This is a genomic window from Streptomyces sp. NPDC107654, assembly GCF_055639035.1.
Genome location: NZ_JBVKBI010000009.1, coordinates 21,587 through 38,141 on the forward strand (window position 1 = coordinate 21,587; position 16,555 = coordinate 38,141).

General features: G+C 76.2%; 15 protein-coding genes. 4 read left to right on the forward strand and 11 right to left on the reverse strand.

The features are described 5' to 3' along the window. Window positions 1-365: 365 nt before the first annotated feature. The 9 genes from ACZ7N4_RS17555 to ACZ7N4_RS17595 all read right to left on the reverse strand — a co-directional run bounded on the left by ACZ7N4_RS17555 (window position 366) and on the right by ACZ7N4_RS17595 (window position 10,241). Window positions 366-1,787: a PfkB family carbohydrate kinase gene (locus ACZ7N4_RS17555; protein WP_471359194.1), complete on the reverse strand. Its 1,422-nt coding sequence runs from the start codon at window positions 1,785-1,787 to the stop codon at window positions 366-368. Next, window positions 1,784-2,593, reverse strand: a complete 810-nt coding sequence (locus tag ACZ7N4_RS17560; RefSeq protein ID WP_471359195.1) for an SIS domain-containing protein — start codon at window positions 2,591-2,593, stop codon at window positions 1,784-1,786. Before ACZ7N4_RS17560 ends, ACZ7N4_RS17555 begins: the two co-directional genes overlap by 4 nt. Next, on the reverse strand, window positions 2,590-3,822 hold the full coding sequence (locus ACZ7N4_RS17565; RefSeq protein ID WP_471359196.1) for a glycosyltransferase: 1,233 nt from the start codon (window positions 3,820-3,822) through the stop codon (window positions 2,590-2,592). The genes ACZ7N4_RS17560 and ACZ7N4_RS17565 overlap by 4 nt, the downstream gene beginning before the upstream one ends. Then, complete coding sequence (locus ACZ7N4_RS17570; protein ID WP_471359197.1) at window positions 3,819-4,781, reverse strand: glycosyltransferase; 963 nt, start codon at window positions 4,779-4,781, stop codon at window positions 3,819-3,821. The genes ACZ7N4_RS17565 and ACZ7N4_RS17570 overlap by 4 nt, the downstream gene beginning before the upstream one ends. Next, complete coding sequence (locus ACZ7N4_RS17575) at window positions 4,778-5,788, reverse strand: glycosyltransferase family 9 protein (RefSeq protein WP_471359198.1); 1,011 nt, start codon at window positions 5,786-5,788, stop codon at window positions 4,778-4,780. Before ACZ7N4_RS17575 ends, ACZ7N4_RS17570 begins: the two co-directional genes overlap by 4 nt. Continuing rightward, window positions 5,785-6,537, reverse strand: coding sequence for a D-glycero-alpha-D-manno-heptose-1,7-bisphosphate 7-phosphatase (locus ACZ7N4_RS17580; RefSeq protein WP_471359199.1), 753 nt, complete (start codon window positions 6,535-6,537; stop codon window positions 5,785-5,787). Before ACZ7N4_RS17580 ends, ACZ7N4_RS17575 begins: the two co-directional genes overlap by 4 nt. After that, window positions 6,534-7,529 carry a glycosyltransferase family 2 protein gene (locus ACZ7N4_RS17585; protein WP_471359200.1) on the reverse strand — a complete coding sequence of 332 codons (996 nt, stop codon included), beginning with the start codon at window positions 7,527-7,529 and terminating at the stop codon, window positions 6,534-6,536. The genes ACZ7N4_RS17580 and ACZ7N4_RS17585 overlap by 4 nt, the downstream gene beginning before the upstream one ends. Further along, window positions 7,526-9,160, reverse strand: coding sequence for a carbamoyltransferase family protein (locus tag ACZ7N4_RS17590; protein ID WP_471359201.1), 1,635 nt, complete (start codon window positions 9,158-9,160; stop codon window positions 7,526-7,528). The genes ACZ7N4_RS17585 and ACZ7N4_RS17590 overlap by 4 nt, the downstream gene beginning before the upstream one ends. 76 nt (window positions 9,161-9,236) lie before the next feature. Beyond that, entirely contained in the window at window positions 9,237-10,241 is a 1,005-nt protein-coding gene (locus tag ACZ7N4_RS17595) for an NAD-dependent epimerase/dehydratase family protein (protein ID WP_471359202.1), read from the reverse strand. Window positions 10,242-11,676: 1,435 nt separating this feature from the next. Between ACZ7N4_RS17595 and ACZ7N4_RS17600 the strand changes: the two genes are divergently transcribed. Continuing rightward, window positions 11,677-12,240, forward strand: a complete 564-nt coding sequence (locus tag ACZ7N4_RS17600) for a hemerythrin domain-containing protein (RefSeq protein ID WP_471359203.1) — start codon at window positions 11,677-11,679, stop codon at window positions 12,238-12,240. Between the two features lie 99 nt (window positions 12,241-12,339). Here ACZ7N4_RS17600 and ACZ7N4_RS17605 read toward each other — a convergent pair whose 3' ends face one another. Next, window positions 12,340-12,714 (reverse strand): DUF3040 domain-containing protein, encoded by a 375-nt coding sequence (locus ACZ7N4_RS17605; protein ID WP_471359204.1) that lies wholly within the window; start codon window positions 12,712-12,714, stop codon window positions 12,340-12,342. Between the two features lie 386 nt (window positions 12,715-13,100). Between ACZ7N4_RS17605 and dhaK the strand changes: the two genes are divergently transcribed. The 3 genes from dhaK to ACZ7N4_RS17620 all read left to right on the forward strand — a co-directional run bounded on the left by dhaK (window position 13,101) and on the right by ACZ7N4_RS17620 (window position 15,171). Then, a complete protein-coding gene (dhaK, locus tag ACZ7N4_RS17610; protein ID WP_471359205.1) occupies window positions 13,101-14,093 on the forward strand; it encodes a dihydroxyacetone kinase subunit DhaK in 993 nt (330 codons plus the stop codon). 66 nt (window positions 14,094-14,159) lie between these two features. Further along, window positions 14,160-14,768, forward strand: coding sequence for a dihydroxyacetone kinase subunit DhaL (gene dhaL, locus ACZ7N4_RS17615; RefSeq protein WP_471359206.1), 609 nt, complete (start codon window positions 14,160-14,162; stop codon window positions 14,766-14,768). Beyond that, on the forward strand, window positions 14,761-15,171 hold the full coding sequence (locus tag ACZ7N4_RS17620) for a PTS-dependent dihydroxyacetone kinase phosphotransferase subunit DhaM (protein WP_471359207.1): 411 nt from the start codon (window positions 14,761-14,763) through the stop codon (window positions 15,169-15,171). The genes dhaL and ACZ7N4_RS17620 overlap by 8 nt, the downstream gene beginning before the upstream one ends. 416 nt (window positions 15,172-15,587) lie before the next feature. Here ACZ7N4_RS17620 and ACZ7N4_RS17625 read toward each other — a convergent pair whose 3' ends face one another. Continuing rightward, window positions 15,588-16,289 (reverse strand): glycoside hydrolase family 75 protein, encoded by a 702-nt coding sequence (locus ACZ7N4_RS17625; RefSeq protein ID WP_471359208.1) that lies wholly within the window; start codon window positions 16,287-16,289, stop codon window positions 15,588-15,590. Window positions 16,290-16,555: the final 266 nt, after the last annotated feature.

Sequence of the window (16,555 nt, forward strand, 5' to 3'; positions counted from 1 at the left end):
CCCTCCGGTGATCGGTGCCGGGGGCCGGACGCCCGCGCGGGGCCGTGCAGCGACGCCGGGGCACGACGGTCGCCGGGCCGGCCGCAGCCGACCGATCGCCCGTGCCAGGGACCGGAGCCGGGAGCCCGCCCGGGGCCGTGCAGCGGCACCGGGGCAGGACGGTCGCCGGGCCGGCCGCGGCCGACCGGTGGGCCGTGCCAGGGACCGGACCCGGAAGCCCGCCCGGGGCCGTGCAGCGACGCCGGGGCAGGACGGTCGCCGGACCGGCCGCGGCCGGCCGGTGGGCCGTCTCAGGCGCCGGGGCCGGAACCCCGCGCGGGGCCGTGTTCGTGTCTGGGCGGGGGGCCGGTCGGAACGTCGCGTGGTCACTGGGGCCGTCCTCCCGCCGGGCTCGGGGCCAGGGCCGCGCGGCGGGCGAGGCCCGTGGTGGAGCGGCCGTCCAGGTAGGGCAGCAGCAGGACCTGGCCGCCCCAGCTCTCCACCAGGGGCTGTTCGGGCAGCTGGGTCCGGGCGTAGTCGCCGCCCTTGGCCCAGATGTGGGGGCGGAGTTCGCCGAGGATGCGTTCGGGGGTGTCCTCGTCGAACACGGCGACGGCGTCCACGCACTCCAGGGCGCGCAGCACCCGCACCCGGTCGGCGGCCGGGACGAGGGGCCGGCCGTCGCCCTTGCGGCGGCGCACCGAGTCGTCGGAGTTGACGCACACGACGAGGCAGTCGCCGGCCCGGCGCGCCGCCTGGAGCAGGGCGACGTGCCCGGCGTGCAGCAGGTCGAAGCAACCGCCCGCGGCGACGACGGTGCCGCCCGCGGCGCGGACCCGGGCGGCGGTGCGCACGGCGTCCCCGGTGGTGTCGCCGTCGGCCGACGGTTCCGCGGCCGTCTCCGGCTGGTCCGGGACGGCGACCGCGCGGGCGCCGCCCTCGGCCACGTACCGGGTGGCCGCGTGCACGGCGGCCTGGACGGCGGCCTCCGTGAGGGCGCCGTCGGCGAGCAGACCCGCGGCGGTGGCGGCGAACCGGTCGCCGGCGCCGCACGGGTCGCCGGTGGCGGCGGCCGGGGTCGGTACCAGCAGCGGGGTCTCGCCGTGTGAGAGCAGGGCGCCACGCTCGCCGAGGGTCACCGCGACGGCCTGGGCCCGCCAGGCCCGGACCAGGGCGCGGGCGTCCCGGGCGGCGGTGCGCAGCCCGGCCGCGTCGCCGGACCCGGTGCCGTCGAGTCGCCGGGCGAAGGCGCGGGCCTCCTGGGCGGAGGGGGTGGCCAGGCGGACACCGGGGACGGGGGGCCGGCCGCGCACGTGCGGGTCCCAGACGACCTGGGCCGCCGTGTGTGCCAGGGCGTCCCGCAGGACGTCTGCGGTACCGCGGCCGTAGTCGGCGACGAGGACTCCCGCGGCCGCCGCGACCGTGGACACCGCCTCCCGGGTGGCCTCGCGGGCGCGGCCCTCGCCGTCGTCGAGGCGGAGCAGCGGCCGGTCCCCGGCGAGGACGCGGGTCTTGCTGCTGAGCGATCCCTCCAGCGGCACCTCGACCAGCTCGACCCGGCCGGCCAGCAGTTCCCGCAGGGTGTCGCTGGTGGTGTCGGAGCCGAGCGCGGTGACCAGCGTGACGGGGCGTCCGTCGGCGGCCGCGAGGCAGGCGGCGAGGGCGGCGCCGCCCGGGCGGGAGCTGCGGCGGGTGCCGTGGACGACGGGCACGGGCGCGTCCGGGGCCAGCCGCTCGGCCCGGCCGCACAGGTCGTGGTCGAGCAGGGCGTCGCCCACGACGACGAGGGGTGTCTGCGAGGCGGTCATGCGTGTCCCTTCCTCGGGGCCACCGGCGCGCCGGGCGTACGGCCGACGGTGCGGGCGCGGCCGACGAGCCGGCCGACGACACCCGGTCGACCGTCGGCATCCGGTCGACCGTCGGCACCCGGCCTCCCGTCCGCCCCCGGCCGACTGTCCGTACCCGGCCGCCCCTCCGCCCCCGGCCGCCCGTCGGCCGCCGGGCCGCCGCCGGTGCCGTGGCCGGAGGCCCGGAGGCCGGCCTCGCCGCGCTCGACCGCCTGGTCGAAGGCCTCGCAGAGCATGTGCACGGCGACCAGGTGCAGTTCCTGCACGGTCGCGGCGACGGGGGCGTCGACGCACAGCGCGTCGTCCGCGCCGAGCTGGAGCGGGTTGGGGGCCCGTCCGGTCAGCGCCCACACCGTCATGCCCAGCCGGTGCGCGCTGTCGGCGGCGGTCAGCAGGTTGGCGCTGGCACCGCTGGTGGACAGCAGCAGGAGAACGTCGCCGGGGCGGCCGTGGGCGGCGGTCTGCCGGGCGAACACCTCCTGGACGCCGTAGTCGTTGGCGATCGCGGTGGTGGAGGAGGTGTCGGCGTGCAGGGCGACCGCGGAGAACGGCGGCCGGTCGTCGCGGTAGCGGCCGACGAGTTCGGCGGTGAGGTGCTGTGCCTGGGCGGCGCTGCCGCCGTTGCCGGCGACGAGCAGCCGGGCGCCCGAGCCGAGCCGCCGGGCGAGTTCGGTGCCCCAGCGTTCGAGGAGCGGGCCGTGGTCGCGGAAGGCCTCCAGGGCCTTGGCGAGGTCGTCGCAGTGCGTGGCGTCGGTGGCGGTGTTCATCGGACGACTCCCGAGAGCGAGCGGATCGAGGACACGGCGCCGTACACCCCGGCCACGCCGTCGGCCACCCGGTCCCAGGTGTAGTGGCTCAGCACCCGGGAGCGGCCGGCGGCTCCGTACCGGGCGAGCCGGTCGGGGTCGGCGAGCAGCGTGCGGACGACCGCGCCGAGGTCGTAGTCGTCGTCGGCCGGTACCAGGACGCCCGTGGTGCCGTCCACGACCGTGTCGAGCTGGCCGCCGACGGCGGTGGCGACGACGGGTGTGGCGCAGGCCATGGCCTCCAGCGGGACGATGCCGAAGGGCTCGTACAGCGGCAGCGACAGCACCAGGTCGGCGCTGGACATCAGCCGGGGCATCCGGGCGCGGCCGACCCCGCCGAGGAGGGTGACCCGGTCCAGGACGCCGTACTCGCCGGCGATGCCGTAGAGGCGCGCGGCCTCGGGGTCGGTGCCGAGCAGGTCGGCCTCGGGGCCGCCGGCGACGAGGAGTTCGGCGTCGGGGACGCCGGCCAGGGCGCGGATGGCGCGGTCGAAGCCCTTGCGGGGCACGAGCCGGCCGACGGCGAGCAGTCGCCTGCGGGCGCCGGACGGGCGGGTGCGGCCGACCGGTGCGAACTGGTCGGGGTCGACCCCGCACGGTACGACGCTGATCCGGTCCTCCGGCAGCCCCATGGCCTTCAGTTCCGCCACCTCGTCGCTGCAGGTGGCGATGATCCGGGCGCACTCGTGGCCGACGGCCTCCTCGACGGCGAGGCGCTGCGGGGGGCTGGTGTCGGCGGTGCCCTGGTAGCGCTGCTTCACCGTGCCGAGCGCGTGGTAGGTCTGCACGACGGGGATGCCGAGGTCGCGGGCGCCGGTGAGGGCGGCGAGGCCGGACATCCAGAAGTGGGCGTGCACGACGTCGGGTGGGCTCTGGGCCCACTGCCGGGCCAGGAAGTGCCCGAACTCGGTCATGTGGGGCAGGAGTTGGTCCTTGGGGACGGGTGCGGGTGGTCCGGCGGGCACGTGCACCACCTGCACCCCGTCGATGAGGGTCACCCGGTCCGGCAGGCTCGCGGAGTCCCGCCGGGTGTACACCGTGACGCGGTATCCCTTCCGGGCGAGCTGCCGGGCGAGCTGCGCCACGTACACGTTCTGGCCGCCCGCGTCCGGTCCGCCGAGCGCGGCCAGCGGGCTGGCGTGCTCGGAGACCATGGCGACGCGCCCTGCGGTGTGCGGAATGCGGCTCATCGGGTGACCTCCTTGATCAGGCGCTCCCAGTCGTCCAGGAAGCGCCGCTCTCCGTAGCGGGCCTGGGCCGCGGCCCGGGCGGCGGCGCCGGCGCGGCGGGCCTGGCCGGGTTCGGCGAGGAAGGTCCGTACGGCGTCCTCCAGGACGTCGAGGCGGTTCGAGACCACTCCGGCGCCGTCGGGTACCGCCTCGCGGACCTCCGTGGTGTCCAGGGCGACCACGGGCATGCCCAGGAACATGGCTTCCAGCAGGGACAGGCCGAGCGAGGTCCAGCGCACGGGGTGGAGATAGACCCGGCAGCGGGCCATCTCCCGGTGCAGTTCGTGCTGCGGGAGGTCCCGGGCGCGGCAGCGTTCGGGCGGCAGGCCGAGGTGTTCGGCGAGGCCCTCGGTGCGCATCCCGAAGACGTCCAGGGGCGCGGACCGGGAGAACCGGGGCAGCAGGTCGGTGCCGGTGGTACGGCCCCTGCGCACGGGCTCGTTGACCACGACGGCCGCGCGCCGCTCGGTGCCGGTGTAGAGCGGGCCGGGGTCGATGACGCCGTGTTCGACGACCTCGGTCGGAGCCCGGCCGCTGTCCCACATCAGCCGGTTGAAGTGGGTGACGTGGACGACGGGGATCGCCGACTGCCCGGCCAGGGGGTGGAGTTGCCGCTCGGGCGACTCGTCGGGGCTGTTGTGCTCGACGTACACGGCGGGCACGTCCACGCCGGGCCGGCGGCCGGTCCAGCGCAGGGCCAGGTCGAGTTCGTGCGGGCGCTGGAGCACCATCAGGTCGATGTCGCAGTCCCGCAGCCGGGTGGGCGTGCGTTCCTCGGCCGACGCCGGCCAGTCCCAGGTGACGGCCCGGCCGAGGCCGTCGGGTCCGCGGTCCTCGGTGACCGGGACCAGGTAGGTGTGCGGACCCTGCACGAAGGCGGTGAGCCAGGATCCGTGCACGTGCCAGACGAGGATGTTCATGACTGCCGCTCCTGGATGAGCTTGTGCACCGCGCGCACCACGTCCTGTCCGGTGACCTCGTCCAGGCAGGGGTGGCCGGGTACCGGGCAGGTGAGGGCCCGGGTGTCCGCGCACGGCGCCGACTGGTCGCCGAGCAGGATGACGGGGACGCCGTACGGCGCCCAGCGCTCCGCCGGTACGACGGGCGCGAAGAGGGAGACGACCGGGGTGCCGACTGCGGCGGCGAGGTGGGCGGGACCGGTGTTGGCGCTGATCACGACGTCGGCCAGGCGCAGCACCCCGGCGAGGGTCCGGGGGGAGGTCCGGCCGCCGAGGTCCACGGCGAGGTCGCCGCTGACCCGCCGGGTGAGGTCCGTCTCGCCGGGGCCGCCGGTGACGACGACCCGGTGCCCGGCGTCGGCGAGCAGTGCGACCGCCTCGGCGCAGCGGTGCGGGCTCCAGGCGCGGGCGGGGGCGCTGGCCCCGGGGTGCAGGACGAGGTAGGGGCCGCGGCCGGTGAGGCCGCCGGTGTCCGGGGGCGGCAGCACGCGCAGCCGGCCGTCGTCGCCCGGCGGGGGCGTGAAGCCCATGGCGGCGGCGGTGTCCAGCGCCGCCTCGGCCTCGTGCCGGCCCGCAAGGCGCCGGTGGCGTACGTCGAGGAGCCGGCCGGGGTGGTCGACGCTGTCGGCGCCGATCCTGCGGACTCCGGCGAGCCGGAGCAGCAGGGCGGTGGGCAACGGGCTCTGGTGGAACGAGGTGAGGACGAGCGCGGTGTCGTACGCCCCGGCCCGCAGCCGTCCGACCAGCGCGTCGACGTCCGCCGGAGTGACCGGTGGCGGATCGAATCCCTCCCAGGGCGCCTCCCAGACCAGCACCTCGTCCACCCCGGGCAGCAGCCGCGCGGCGTCCGCGCCGCGGGGGCCGCACAGCAGGGTGACGTGCGAGGAACCCGCGGCGACGGCGCGCACGGCGGGCCCGGCGAGCAGCACGTCGCCGAAGCTGTCGAGCCGGACGACGAGGGACTTCACGCCGACCACCTCCCGGCCGGTGCCACGGCGTCCGGCACCGCGCCCCGCGTCCGCTCCCGGGCGGCCGCGCCCGGGGACCCCGGGGTCCCCGGGGAACCCGAGGGACCCGAGGAAGGCGCCGGGGGCCGGTCGGGGGCCACGTTGTCCGCCGAGGCGGGCCGTGTCCGGGTCCGGCGCGGTGGGACGTCCGTGGGCGGTCCGCAGGCGCGTCCGCCCACCGGGGCTCCCGCCTCGATCAGGGCCGCGCGGACCGCGGTGAGCACGTCGGGGGCGCTCTCGGTGGCGAAACGTTCCACCTCGGCCGGGGCGGTGGCCGCGTTCGGGACCAGGACGCCGCGGGCACCCGCCGCGCGGGCGGCCAGGACGTCGGCGGCGATGTCACCGATCACGAGGCACTCGGCCGGCGGTACGCCGAGCCGGGCGGCGGCGGTGTGGATCAGGCCGGGGCGGGGTTTGCGGCAGGCGCAGCCGGCGTCGGGGGCGTGCGGGCAGAAGAGCCAGGCGTCCAGGCCGCCGAGCAGGTCGTCGGCGCGCTCGTTGACACGGTGCACCTGCTCGGTGGTGAGCAGCCCGCGGCCGATGCCGGACTGGTTGCTGACGACGCCGGTGGCCAGTCCGTGGGCGCGGGCCAGCGCGACGGCCGCGGCGGCGCCCGGCAGCAGCCGGACCCGGCCGGGGTCGCCGTTGTACGGCACATCGGCCACGAGAGTGCCGTCGCGGTCGAAGAGGACGGCGGACAGCCCGCTCACTCGGCACCTCCGAGGGGCTCGGCGTGCCGGTGGCGGACGACTCCGCGCAGCCAGTGCCGGACGGCGAGCGGCGGGATGAGCACGCTGGTGCCGAGCATCCCGGCGATCTCGCGGGCGGTGCGCGGGCCGGGCAGGATCCGGGCGAGGGCGAACTCGGCGGTGCCCAGGCTCCACAGGGCGGCGCAGGCGGTCGCGGCCCGGCGCCGTCCGGTCAGGGCGCAGCCCGCCGCGACGAGGGCGGCGCCGGTGACCGCCAGGTGCCGGGGCAGGCGGCCGCGGGGCGCCTGGGCGCGGTCCCACCAGTCGCGGCCGTGCAGCCGGTTCATCAGCGCGTCGTCGGCGTTGCCGCGCTGCGCGGGCAGCGAGGCCCACCAGTGGGCGGGGCGGACCGGGTGCCGGGTGACCCGGGTGCCGCGGGTCAGGGACCAGCCGGCCCGCTGCACGCGCAGCGCGAGGTCGGCGTCCTCGCGGAAGGCCCGCGGGAAGCGTTCGTCGAAGCCGCCGGTCCGCTTGAGCGCCTCGGTGCGGTAGGCCATGTCGGCGGTGGCCCAGGCGGCGTTCTCCAGGCCCTTGGTGGTGCGTTCCCAGTCGGTGGGCCGGCGGTCCGGGGGCAGGGGGACACGCAGCCGCCCCTGGACACCGCCGACGTCGGGGCCGGCGTCCCCGAGGTCCTCGGCGAGCCGCCGGGACCAGTCCGGCAGCACCTGGACGTCGTCGTCGAGGAACACCGTCCACGGGGTGCGGACGGTCCGCCACCCGGCGTTGCGGGCGGCGGCCGGGCCCAGGCCGCCGGTGCGCAGGGTGCGTACCCGGTCGAGCAGCTGCCCGGCCGTCTCCAGCGTCAGGTCGCCGTCGGGCGCGGGCCGGTCGTCCACGACGACCACCTCGTGCGGCGGATGGCCGTCGGCCGCGGCGAGCGCGCGCAGGCACTCGGCGAGGCAGGGGCGGCCGATCGTCGGGACGACGACGGTGTAGGCGGGTGCGTCGCTCATGCGAACGCCTTCCCACGGCGGATCGCGAACGGCCCGAGCACCAGCAGGTCCACGGGGGCCGAGCCGAAGCACTCCAAGGCATCCCGGGGGTCGTCGACCATGGGCCGCCCGGCGGTGTTGAGGCTGGTGTTGACCACCACCGGCAGCCCGGTGCGCCGTTCGAAGCCCTCGATCATCCGGGCCACCAGGGGCTCCTGGGCGCGGTCCACGGTCTGGATGCGGGCCGTGCCGTCGACGTGCACGACGGCCGGGATGCGGGCCTTCCAGTCGGCGGCCACGTCGTGCACGAACAGCATGTGCGGGCTGGGCAGCGGCCCGTCGAATATCTCGGCCGCGCGTTCCGCGAGCACCATGGGCGCCACCGGCCGGAACTCCTCGCGTCCCTTGACCGCGTTGAGCCGCTCCAGGTTCTCCGCCCGGCCGGGGTGGGCGAGCAGCGAGCGGTGCCCGAGCGCGCGCGGTCCGTACTCGCTGCGCCCCTGGAACCACGCCACGATCCCGTCGGCGGCCAGCGCCTCGGCGGCCGTCTCGGCGATGTCGGGGGGCTCCTCGTACGGCACGGCCGCCCGCTCCAGCCACGCCCGCAGCTCGGCGTCGCTCCAGCCGCGGCCGAGCGCGGCCGTCGGCATCGGCTCCAGGGCGTCCTTCTGGCCGGCGACATGGGCCGCCGCGCCGAGGGCCGTACCCGCGTCGCCGGCGGCGGGCTGCACCCACACGTGCCGGAAGCCGCTCTCGCGCCACAGCCGGGTGTTGGCCACGCAGTTCAGGGCGACACCGCCCGCCATCGTGAGCACGTCCTCACCGGTCACCTCGTGCAGCCGGCGGGCGAGGGCGAGCATCGTCTCCTCCAGGCACAGCTGGGCGCTGGCGGCGAGGTCGGCGTGGTCCTCGCCGAAGGCGCCGCCGGCCGGGCGGGGCGGGACGAGGTCGGCCCAGGGCACCGGGCGGGCACGGAAGCCGCCCCCGTCGTCGGCGTGGACGTACTCCCGCAGCCGGCCCGCGAAGCGGGGGGTGCCGTAGGAGGCGAGGGCCATCACCTTGAACTCGTCGCTGCTGCGCAGGAATCCGAGGTGGTGGGTGAGATCCTCGTAGAACAGGCCGAGGGAGTCCGGCAGCCGCTGGGTACCGAGGACGGTCAGCTCGCGGTTGGTGTAGCGGCCGGCCAGGTGGGAGCCGCACTCGCCGCGGCCGTCCAGGACGAGGACGGCGCAGTCGGGGTACGGCGAGACGGGCCCGGCGGAGGCCGCGTGCGCGATGTGGTGCGGGACGAACCTCACCTTCGCCGGGTCGAGTCCGGGCAGCGCCTCGGCGAGGAAGCCCGGGGCCTCGCGGGCGTACTGCCGGCGCAGGTGGTCCCAGGGGTCGTGCAGGCCCATCTCCTCGGCGGGGCGGGCGAGCGCGGGATCGTAGGAGTAGGCGACGGCGTCGAGGTCGGACGGGGTGAGCCCGGCCTGCTCCAGGCACCAGCGGGCGGACTGCTCCGGCTGCTCCCAGGCGGAGAACGGAACGGGTCGTTTGCCGTGCTTGCGGCGGGAGAAACGCTCTTCCTCCGCCGCCGCCACGATCCGGCCGTCGGTGATCAGGGCGGCGGCGGGGTCGTGGAAGAGTGCGTTGATTCCGAGGACGTGCATGCGCTGTCTCCAGGGCCGGGGAAGGGCGAGGGGGTCGGGTCGGGACCGAGGGGGTTCCTCCGCGGGCGGGGGCGGGTCAGGACCGCGGGGGTTCCGCCGCGGGCGGGGCCGGTTCCGGGGGCAGGGCGGCGAAGTAGGCGATCGTCTGCTTCAGGCCCTCCTCCCACGGCACCTGGGGCGACCAGCCGAGCAGCTCGCGCGCGAGGGTGGTGTCGGGGCGGCGGCGGCCGGGGTCGTCGACGGGCCGGTCGACGAACGCGATCGGCGAGCGGGAACCGGTCAGGGCGACGATCCGGCGGGCCAGGTCCGCCATGGTGATCTCGTCGCTGCCGCCGATGTTCACCGGCCGAACGGACCGGCTCTCGGCCACCTGCAGGATGCCGTCGACGGTGTCGTCCACGTAGCACAGGGAGCGGGTCTGGCTGCCGTCGCCGGTCACCGTGAGCGGCTCGCCGGCGAGGGCCTGGCAGATGAAGGTGGGCACCGCGCGGCCGTCGTGGGCCCGCATCCGCGGGCCGTAGGTGTTGAACAGGCGCACTATGCCGGCGTTCGTGCCGTGGGTGCCCGCGTGCGCGGTCACCAGGGCCTCGGCGAACCGCTTGGACTCGTCGTACACGCTGCGCGGCCCGACCGGGTTCACGTTGCCCCAGTAGCCCTCGTGCTGCGGGTGCACCAGCGGGTCGCCGTACACCTCCGAGGTGGAGGCGAGCAGGAGACGGGCGCCGTCGCGTTCGGCGATCGCCAGGGCGTTGCGGGTGCCGAGGCTGCCCACGTCCAGCGTCTGCAGCGGCATCCGCAGGTAGTCGGCGGGCGAGGCCGGGCAGGCGAAGTGCAGGACCAGGTCGTACGGGCCCGGCAGGCGCCCGGCGCACTCGGGTGCGCAGACGTCGCCGTGGACGTAGCGGAAGCCGGGCCGGTCCTCCAGGTGTGCGATGTTCTCGCGGCGCCCGCAGGCCAGGTTGTCGGCGCAGTCGACTTCGACCCCTGAATCCAGCAGGCGCTCGCACAGGTGGGAGCCGAGGAATCCGGCGCCGCCGGTCACGAGGGCGCGCCGCCAGGAGAACGGTGTGTCACCAGTCATGGGGCTGTTCCTTCGTCGTCCTTCGTCCACGTCGTCCGCGTCTGGTGCGCGGGCCCGAGCGCCTCGCTCCGCAGGTCGGAGGGGCTGGATGCGGGTGTTCGGCGCGTGTGGCGCCGACAGGCCCGACGTCGTCGGCCCGTGGGAGAGGGAGAGGACAGGGCTCGGGTCCCCGCTGATCCGGAGGACCGCCCTGGGGGGCCGCCGCTGGCTTGACGGCACTGGCAGCTGAGTTCCCGTGCCAGTTGGTTTCACACGTTGGATTCTTATTCTCCGGAACCAGGGGTACTCGCGCGACTCCTACGCCCCACCGGCCCCGGTGACCACGGTGGAGGGGGTCTGGCACGACGAGTCGCGGATGCCGCGCTACCCGTCCTGCGGGGGTCCGGCCGAACTCCGCGGCGGCTGCTGCCCACCGGCTGGCTCAGCTTGCGGGGCGGGGAGGCGACGGCCGGGGACGTGCTCGCGCAGGCTCACATGTCCGCCGCGCTGACCAGAGCCGGCATCCCGCACGACACGGCGTGGAGCGGGAAGAACGGACAGTTGGCGCGCCGCACTGGGGATGGTCTCCGCGCGGCTGGAGCAGCACGTGGAAGGAGACCGGCTATCTTCGCGCCGGTGCGGGTCGGGGTGTCCGGGCCCGGCACCCGGCTTCCGGCCCGGCGCACCGTCCCTGGAGGCGGCCGACCCGGGCGCGTACGGCACCCACTGCTGTTCGTGTGCGGTCCGGTGCACGGTGCACGGGCCTCAAGTCGCCGCCCTCCATGGCGGGTTCACATCCTGCAGACGACTCGCGGCCGGGGTCGCGGTGGTCGACCCGGCGGACCCCGCGGCCACCGGCTTCCACGCGGTCGTCGTCCGCGACCGCACCGGCGCCCCGGCCCGGCGGGACCTGGCGCCGGGGCTCCGGCGGATCCGCCGCCGGTGGCCGGGGTGGTGCTCGCGCACGGCCAGGGCGAGTACGGGGGCGCCGGCGGCACACGGAGGTGAGCGACCGGATCACCGGCTGGCCGGCCGGCAAGGACTGTGCGCGCGTAGCGGCGGGCCACCGACGACTGGCGGCTGTGCGCCACCGCCGAGCAGTTCCTCGCCGTGGTCGCCCGCTTCGGCGTGGTCGTCACCGCCCGGCCGCACGGCCTGGTGCCGGCGCCGCGCACCGGCACCCCGGTGATCGCCGTCGACCCGGTCGCGGGCGGCGCCAAGGTCGGCGCGCAGGCACGTGCCCTCGGCTGGCCTGCGCTGGTGCCGGCGCACGCTCCGGAGATCCTGGACCACTGGTGGGAGTGGGCGCTGTCGGAGGGGGCCGGACGGCCGCCGCCTGCCACTCGATGGACTGACGGGGCCCGGCGGGCCGTGTGGCGCGCCGCGCTCGGGGCACTCGGCGCGGCGACGGCCGGCCTTCCACGGGCCGCCGCGTTTCACGCAGGAGGTAACGACCATGGGTCACGGCGGAAACGTCATCCAGGAGCTGATCACCGACCACCGCGAGGTCGAGGAGATCTTCGGCCGCATCGAGGCGCTGCCGCCCGGCTCCGCGGAGCGCAAGACGCTCTGCGACCAGGCCACGATGGAGCTGGTTCGGCACTCGGTCGCCGAGGAGGCCCACCTGTACCCGGCGGTGCGCGAGCACCTGACCGGCGGGGACGCCCTGGCCGACAAGGAGATCGAGGACCACGCCAAGGCCGAGCAGATCATGAAGGACCTGGAGGACTGCGAGGCGGACGATCCCCGCTTCGACACGCTCATGACGCAGCTGATGAGCGAGATCCGGTCCCATGTGACGGACGAGGAGCAGAACCTCTTCCCGCAGCTGGAGGCGGCGTGTCCGCCGGACGCGCTGATGGACCTCGGCGACAAGGTGCGCCGGGCGAAGAAGATGGCCCCCACCCGTCCGCACCCCTCGGCGCCGGACACTCCCCCGGCCAACAAGCTGCTGGCACCGGGAGCCGGTCTGGTCGACCGCCTGCGCGACATGATGTCGGGGCGCGGCAAGGAGAGCTGACGGGGCACCCCCTGCTGTGGGGCCGGGCACGTGCCCGGCCCCTTTTTCACATTGTCTTCCTGTTTCCGCGGCTTCCTGCCGGGCCCGGCAGACCGCGGGTCAGAGCCACGGCGTGGCCCGGGAGCCGTGGCCGGAGCGGGCGCGGACCGCGCGGCACAGCAGCCGGAAGGCCTGGAGCAGGGTCAGTGGCCACAGCAGCGCGAAGCACCACAGCAGCGCCGGGTCCGAGGTGCGGATGCCCATGACGGCGACGAACACCGACGCGACCGTCAGCAGCAGCACCGCCGCCGGCAGCCACACCTCCCGGCGCGCGCGGCCCGTACGGCGTGTACGACCCCTGCGGCGGGTACGGCCCATGCGGCGCGCGAACCGCCGGTCCTGGCGCAGACCGGCCTCGATCCGTGCCAGCACGAGCCGCTCGCGCAGTGACAGCCGTACCTCGTCGGGCTTCTCCCAGGTCTCCCAGTCGTCCACGGCAACGGCACCTCCTCCGCCGGTCGGCGGCCCGAAGGATCCCCGGACACCGAGTTCCCCGACCGGCCAGGACGGAAGCGTGCGACGCGCGCGACCTTCGCCGCCGCGGCACCGTCGGCGACCCCGGCGGCACGGGGCGCCGGGTGGCGCTCGGCCGGGCGGGCGCAGGTGACCTTCGCCGCCGCAAGGCCGATACTGCCAGTAGACGCGTCGGGGGCCACCTCCACCGGGCGGCCGGCGACACCCGACGCATCGCCGCCGACGCCGGCACGGCGTCGGCGGTGGATGAGCCACGACCGCCACGACCGCCGAAGAATCACGACCGCCACGACCCGCCTCGGACCTCAGTCAACGATTCCCAGTGCTCAGCCCACGAGGAGACACCCATGAGGATGCTGATCAACGTGCCGGAGACCGTCGTGGCGGACGCGCTGCGCGGGCTGGCGGCCGCGTATCCGGACCTGAACGTGGACGTGGAGAACCGGGTGATCGTCCGTCGGGACGCCCCCGTGGCCGGGCAGGTGGGGCTCGTGTCGGGCGGCGGTTCCGGGCACGAGCCGCTGCACGGCGGGTTCGTGGGTCCCGGGATGCTCTCCGCCGCCTGCCCCGGAGAGGTGTTCACCTCGCCGGTGCCCGACCAGATGGCGCGCGCCGCGGCGGCCGTGGACAGCGGCGCGGGTGTGCTGTTCGTGGTGAAGAACTACACCGGGGACGTGCTGAACTTCGACATGGCGGCCGAGCTGGCCGAGGACGAGGGCATCCAGGTCGCCAAGGTGCTGGTGAACGACGACGTCGCGGTGACCGACAGCCTGTACACGGCGGGCCGGCGCGGTACCGGCGCGACGCTCTTCGTGGAGAAGATCGCGGGAGCCGCCGCGGCCGAGGGACAGCCGCTGGAGCGGGTGGAGGCGATCGGCCGGCAGGTCAACGAGAACTCCCGCAGCTTCGGTGTGGCCCTGAGCGCCTGTACGACCCCGGCGAAGGGCAGCCCGACCTTCGACCTGCCGGACGGCGAGCTGGAGCTGGGCATCGGCATCCACGGCGAGCCGGGCCGGGAGCGGCGGCCGATGATGACGTCCGGGGAGATCGCCGACTTCGCGGTGAACGCGATCCTGGAGGACATGCCGCCGCGCAGCCCGGTCCTGGTGCTGGTCAACGGCATGGGCGCGACGCCGCTGCTGGAGCTGTACGGCTTCAACGCCGAGGTGCAGCGGGTGCTCCGGGAACGCGGTGTCGCCGTGGCCCGCACCCTCGTCGGCAACTACGTCACCTCCCTGGACATGGCGGGCGCCTCGGTGACGCTGTGCCAGGCGGACGAGGAGCTGCTGCGGCTGTGGGACGCGCCGGTGAGGACGCCGGCGCTGCGCTGGGGTATGTGACCCGGCGGAGCAGGCGGCCACCGGCCCGGTGGCCAGGTCAACGGCCCTACCACGCAAGGAGATCCAGTGCTCGACGCCGACTTCTTCCGCCGTTGGATGACGGCGGTCGCCGCGTCCGTCGACCGCGAGGCGGAACGGCTCACCGCTCTCGACTCGGCCATCGGGGACGCCGACCACGGCAGCAATCTGCAGCGCGGGTTCAGGGCCGTGACGGCCGCCCTGGACAAGGAGGCGCCGGACACGCCGGGCGCCGTCCTGACCCTGGCCGGGCGGCAGTTGATCTCGACCGTCGGCGGTGCGTCCGGCCCCCTGTACGGCACCCTGCTGCGCCGGGCCGGCAAGGCGCTCGGCGACGCCGCCGAGGTGGGCGGGGAGCAGTTGGCCGAGGCGCTGCGCGCGGGCGTGGACGGGGTGATGAAGCTCGGCGGGGCGGCGCCAGGCGACAAGACGATGATCGACGCCCTGGTGCCGGCCGTGGACGCGCTCGGGAACGGATTCGCCGCCGCGCGGGCCGCGGCGGAGGAGGGGGCGGTGGCCACCACCCCGTTGCAGGCCCGCAAGGGCCGGGCGAGTTATCTGGGCGAGCGCAGCATCGGCCACCAGGATCCGGGGGCGACCTCGTCGGCGCTGCTGATCGCCGCGCTGGCCGACACGGCGGAGGCGGACGGTGAGTGAGGAGAAGCGGGTCGGGATCGTGCTGGTGTCGCACAGCGCGGAGGTCGCCGCCTCGGTCGCCGAGCTGGCGAAGGGTCTGGCGGGCGGGGCCGGCGCGGTGCCGGTGGCGCCTGCGGGCGGCGTCGAGGGCGGCGGGCTCGGCACCAGTGCCGAGCTGGTCTCGGCGGCAGCGGCCTCGGTGGACCGGGGTGCCGGGGTCGCGGTCCTCACCGACCTGGGCAGCGCGGTGCTCACGGTGAAGGCGCTGCTCGCCGAGGGCGACGAACTCCCGGACGGCACGCGCCTGGTGGACGCGCCGTTCGTGGAGGGGGCGGTGGCCGCGGTGGTCACCGCCGCCGCGGGCGGGGACCTGGACGCGGTGGAGGCCGCGGCGGCGGAGGCGTACACCTACCGGAAGGTGTGACGGGGTCCCGGCGCCCCAGGCCCGGCTGGTCAGTTCGCCGGCCCCCGGCATCCCTGGGCCGGCCGGTGCGGTGCGCCGGGGTGCCGGGCCCCCGCCTGGTCAGTCGCCCGGGGCCCGGCCGCCTCCGGGCCGGTCGGTGCGGCGCGCCGGGGTACCGGCGCCCCTGGGCTGACCAGCGCGACGGAGTGCCCGCGTCGCGGGGCCGGTCAGTGCGCCCGGGTACCCGGGAGCGCGCCGTCGTCCGCACCGCCGGGCCGCGCCGTGGTACAGGGCGCCCAACCCCCGGGCCGGTCAGCGCGACGGGGTGCCGGGGAGCGCGCCGTCGTCCGCACCGCCGGGCCGCGCCGTGGTACAGGGCGCCCAACCCCCGGGCCGGTCAGCGCGACGGGGTGCCGGGGAGCGCGCCGCCGGGACGGTCAGTGCTTGGCGACGAAGAGTCCGGCCAGCCGCGTTCCCTCCGCGACCGCCGCCGCGTGGTCCTCGATGGGGCTGACCCGGGAGTTCCGGAAGACGATGTAGGTCACGCCCGAGGGCACCCCGCCCTCCTGCGGGTCGGCGGGGATGCCGAGGCCGCGGGCGGTGGCGTAGGACGCCTCGCCGATGACGTCCCGGGGGCCGGTGTCGCCGACGACCGCGTACTGCACCCGGCCGCGGTAGAGGACGGCGGCCACGGAGCCGCCACGTACGCCGTACGCGCGGGGGTTCCAGCGGTGGCTCGGCGGCGGGACCACGATGTAGGGCAGGTTCTCGGCGCTGAGGTACCGGCCGTCGGACTGCTGGAAGGCGGTGGCGGCGGCGAACACCGGGTCGGTGCGGCGGTTGCAGCGGGCACTGGGCCGGCCGTCGCAGTCGATGTCCAGGTCGGCCTTCCAGAAGACGGCGTCGCGGGTGCCGCACACGCGGACGGTCGCGGGGCCGTCGGCGTCGGTGCGGTAGCGGCCCCGGGAGAGCCGGGTGCACGTGCCGGTCCGGGCCAGCAGCTCGGCGGCGGTGACCGCACCGTCGCCGCGGGCCACGGACCGCTCGCGGGGCGGAACGGCGGTGGCGGGGGCGGGCAGCGCCGCCGGGGCGATCAGGACGGCGCCGGCCGCGGCCAGGGTCAGCGACGGGACACGCACGATGAGGGACCCTCTCGTCGGGGACAAGGCGAACGTGCAGCACACTGTGGTGCGGGTCCCGGGCGCCCGGCGACGGGGGCCGCCGCTAAGGGGCCGGATGGAGCACGCAGCTGACACCCCGTAAGGGGACGGATAGATCCACATGGCGGGTCGGGTGGGGACAACAGGGGCCGGGGGTCCGGCCGGTGCCCGCCCGGACCCCCCGGCCACCCGCGTCGGCGCGGGATCGGCGACGACAGCGTGTCCGCGCCACAGGCATGAACTTC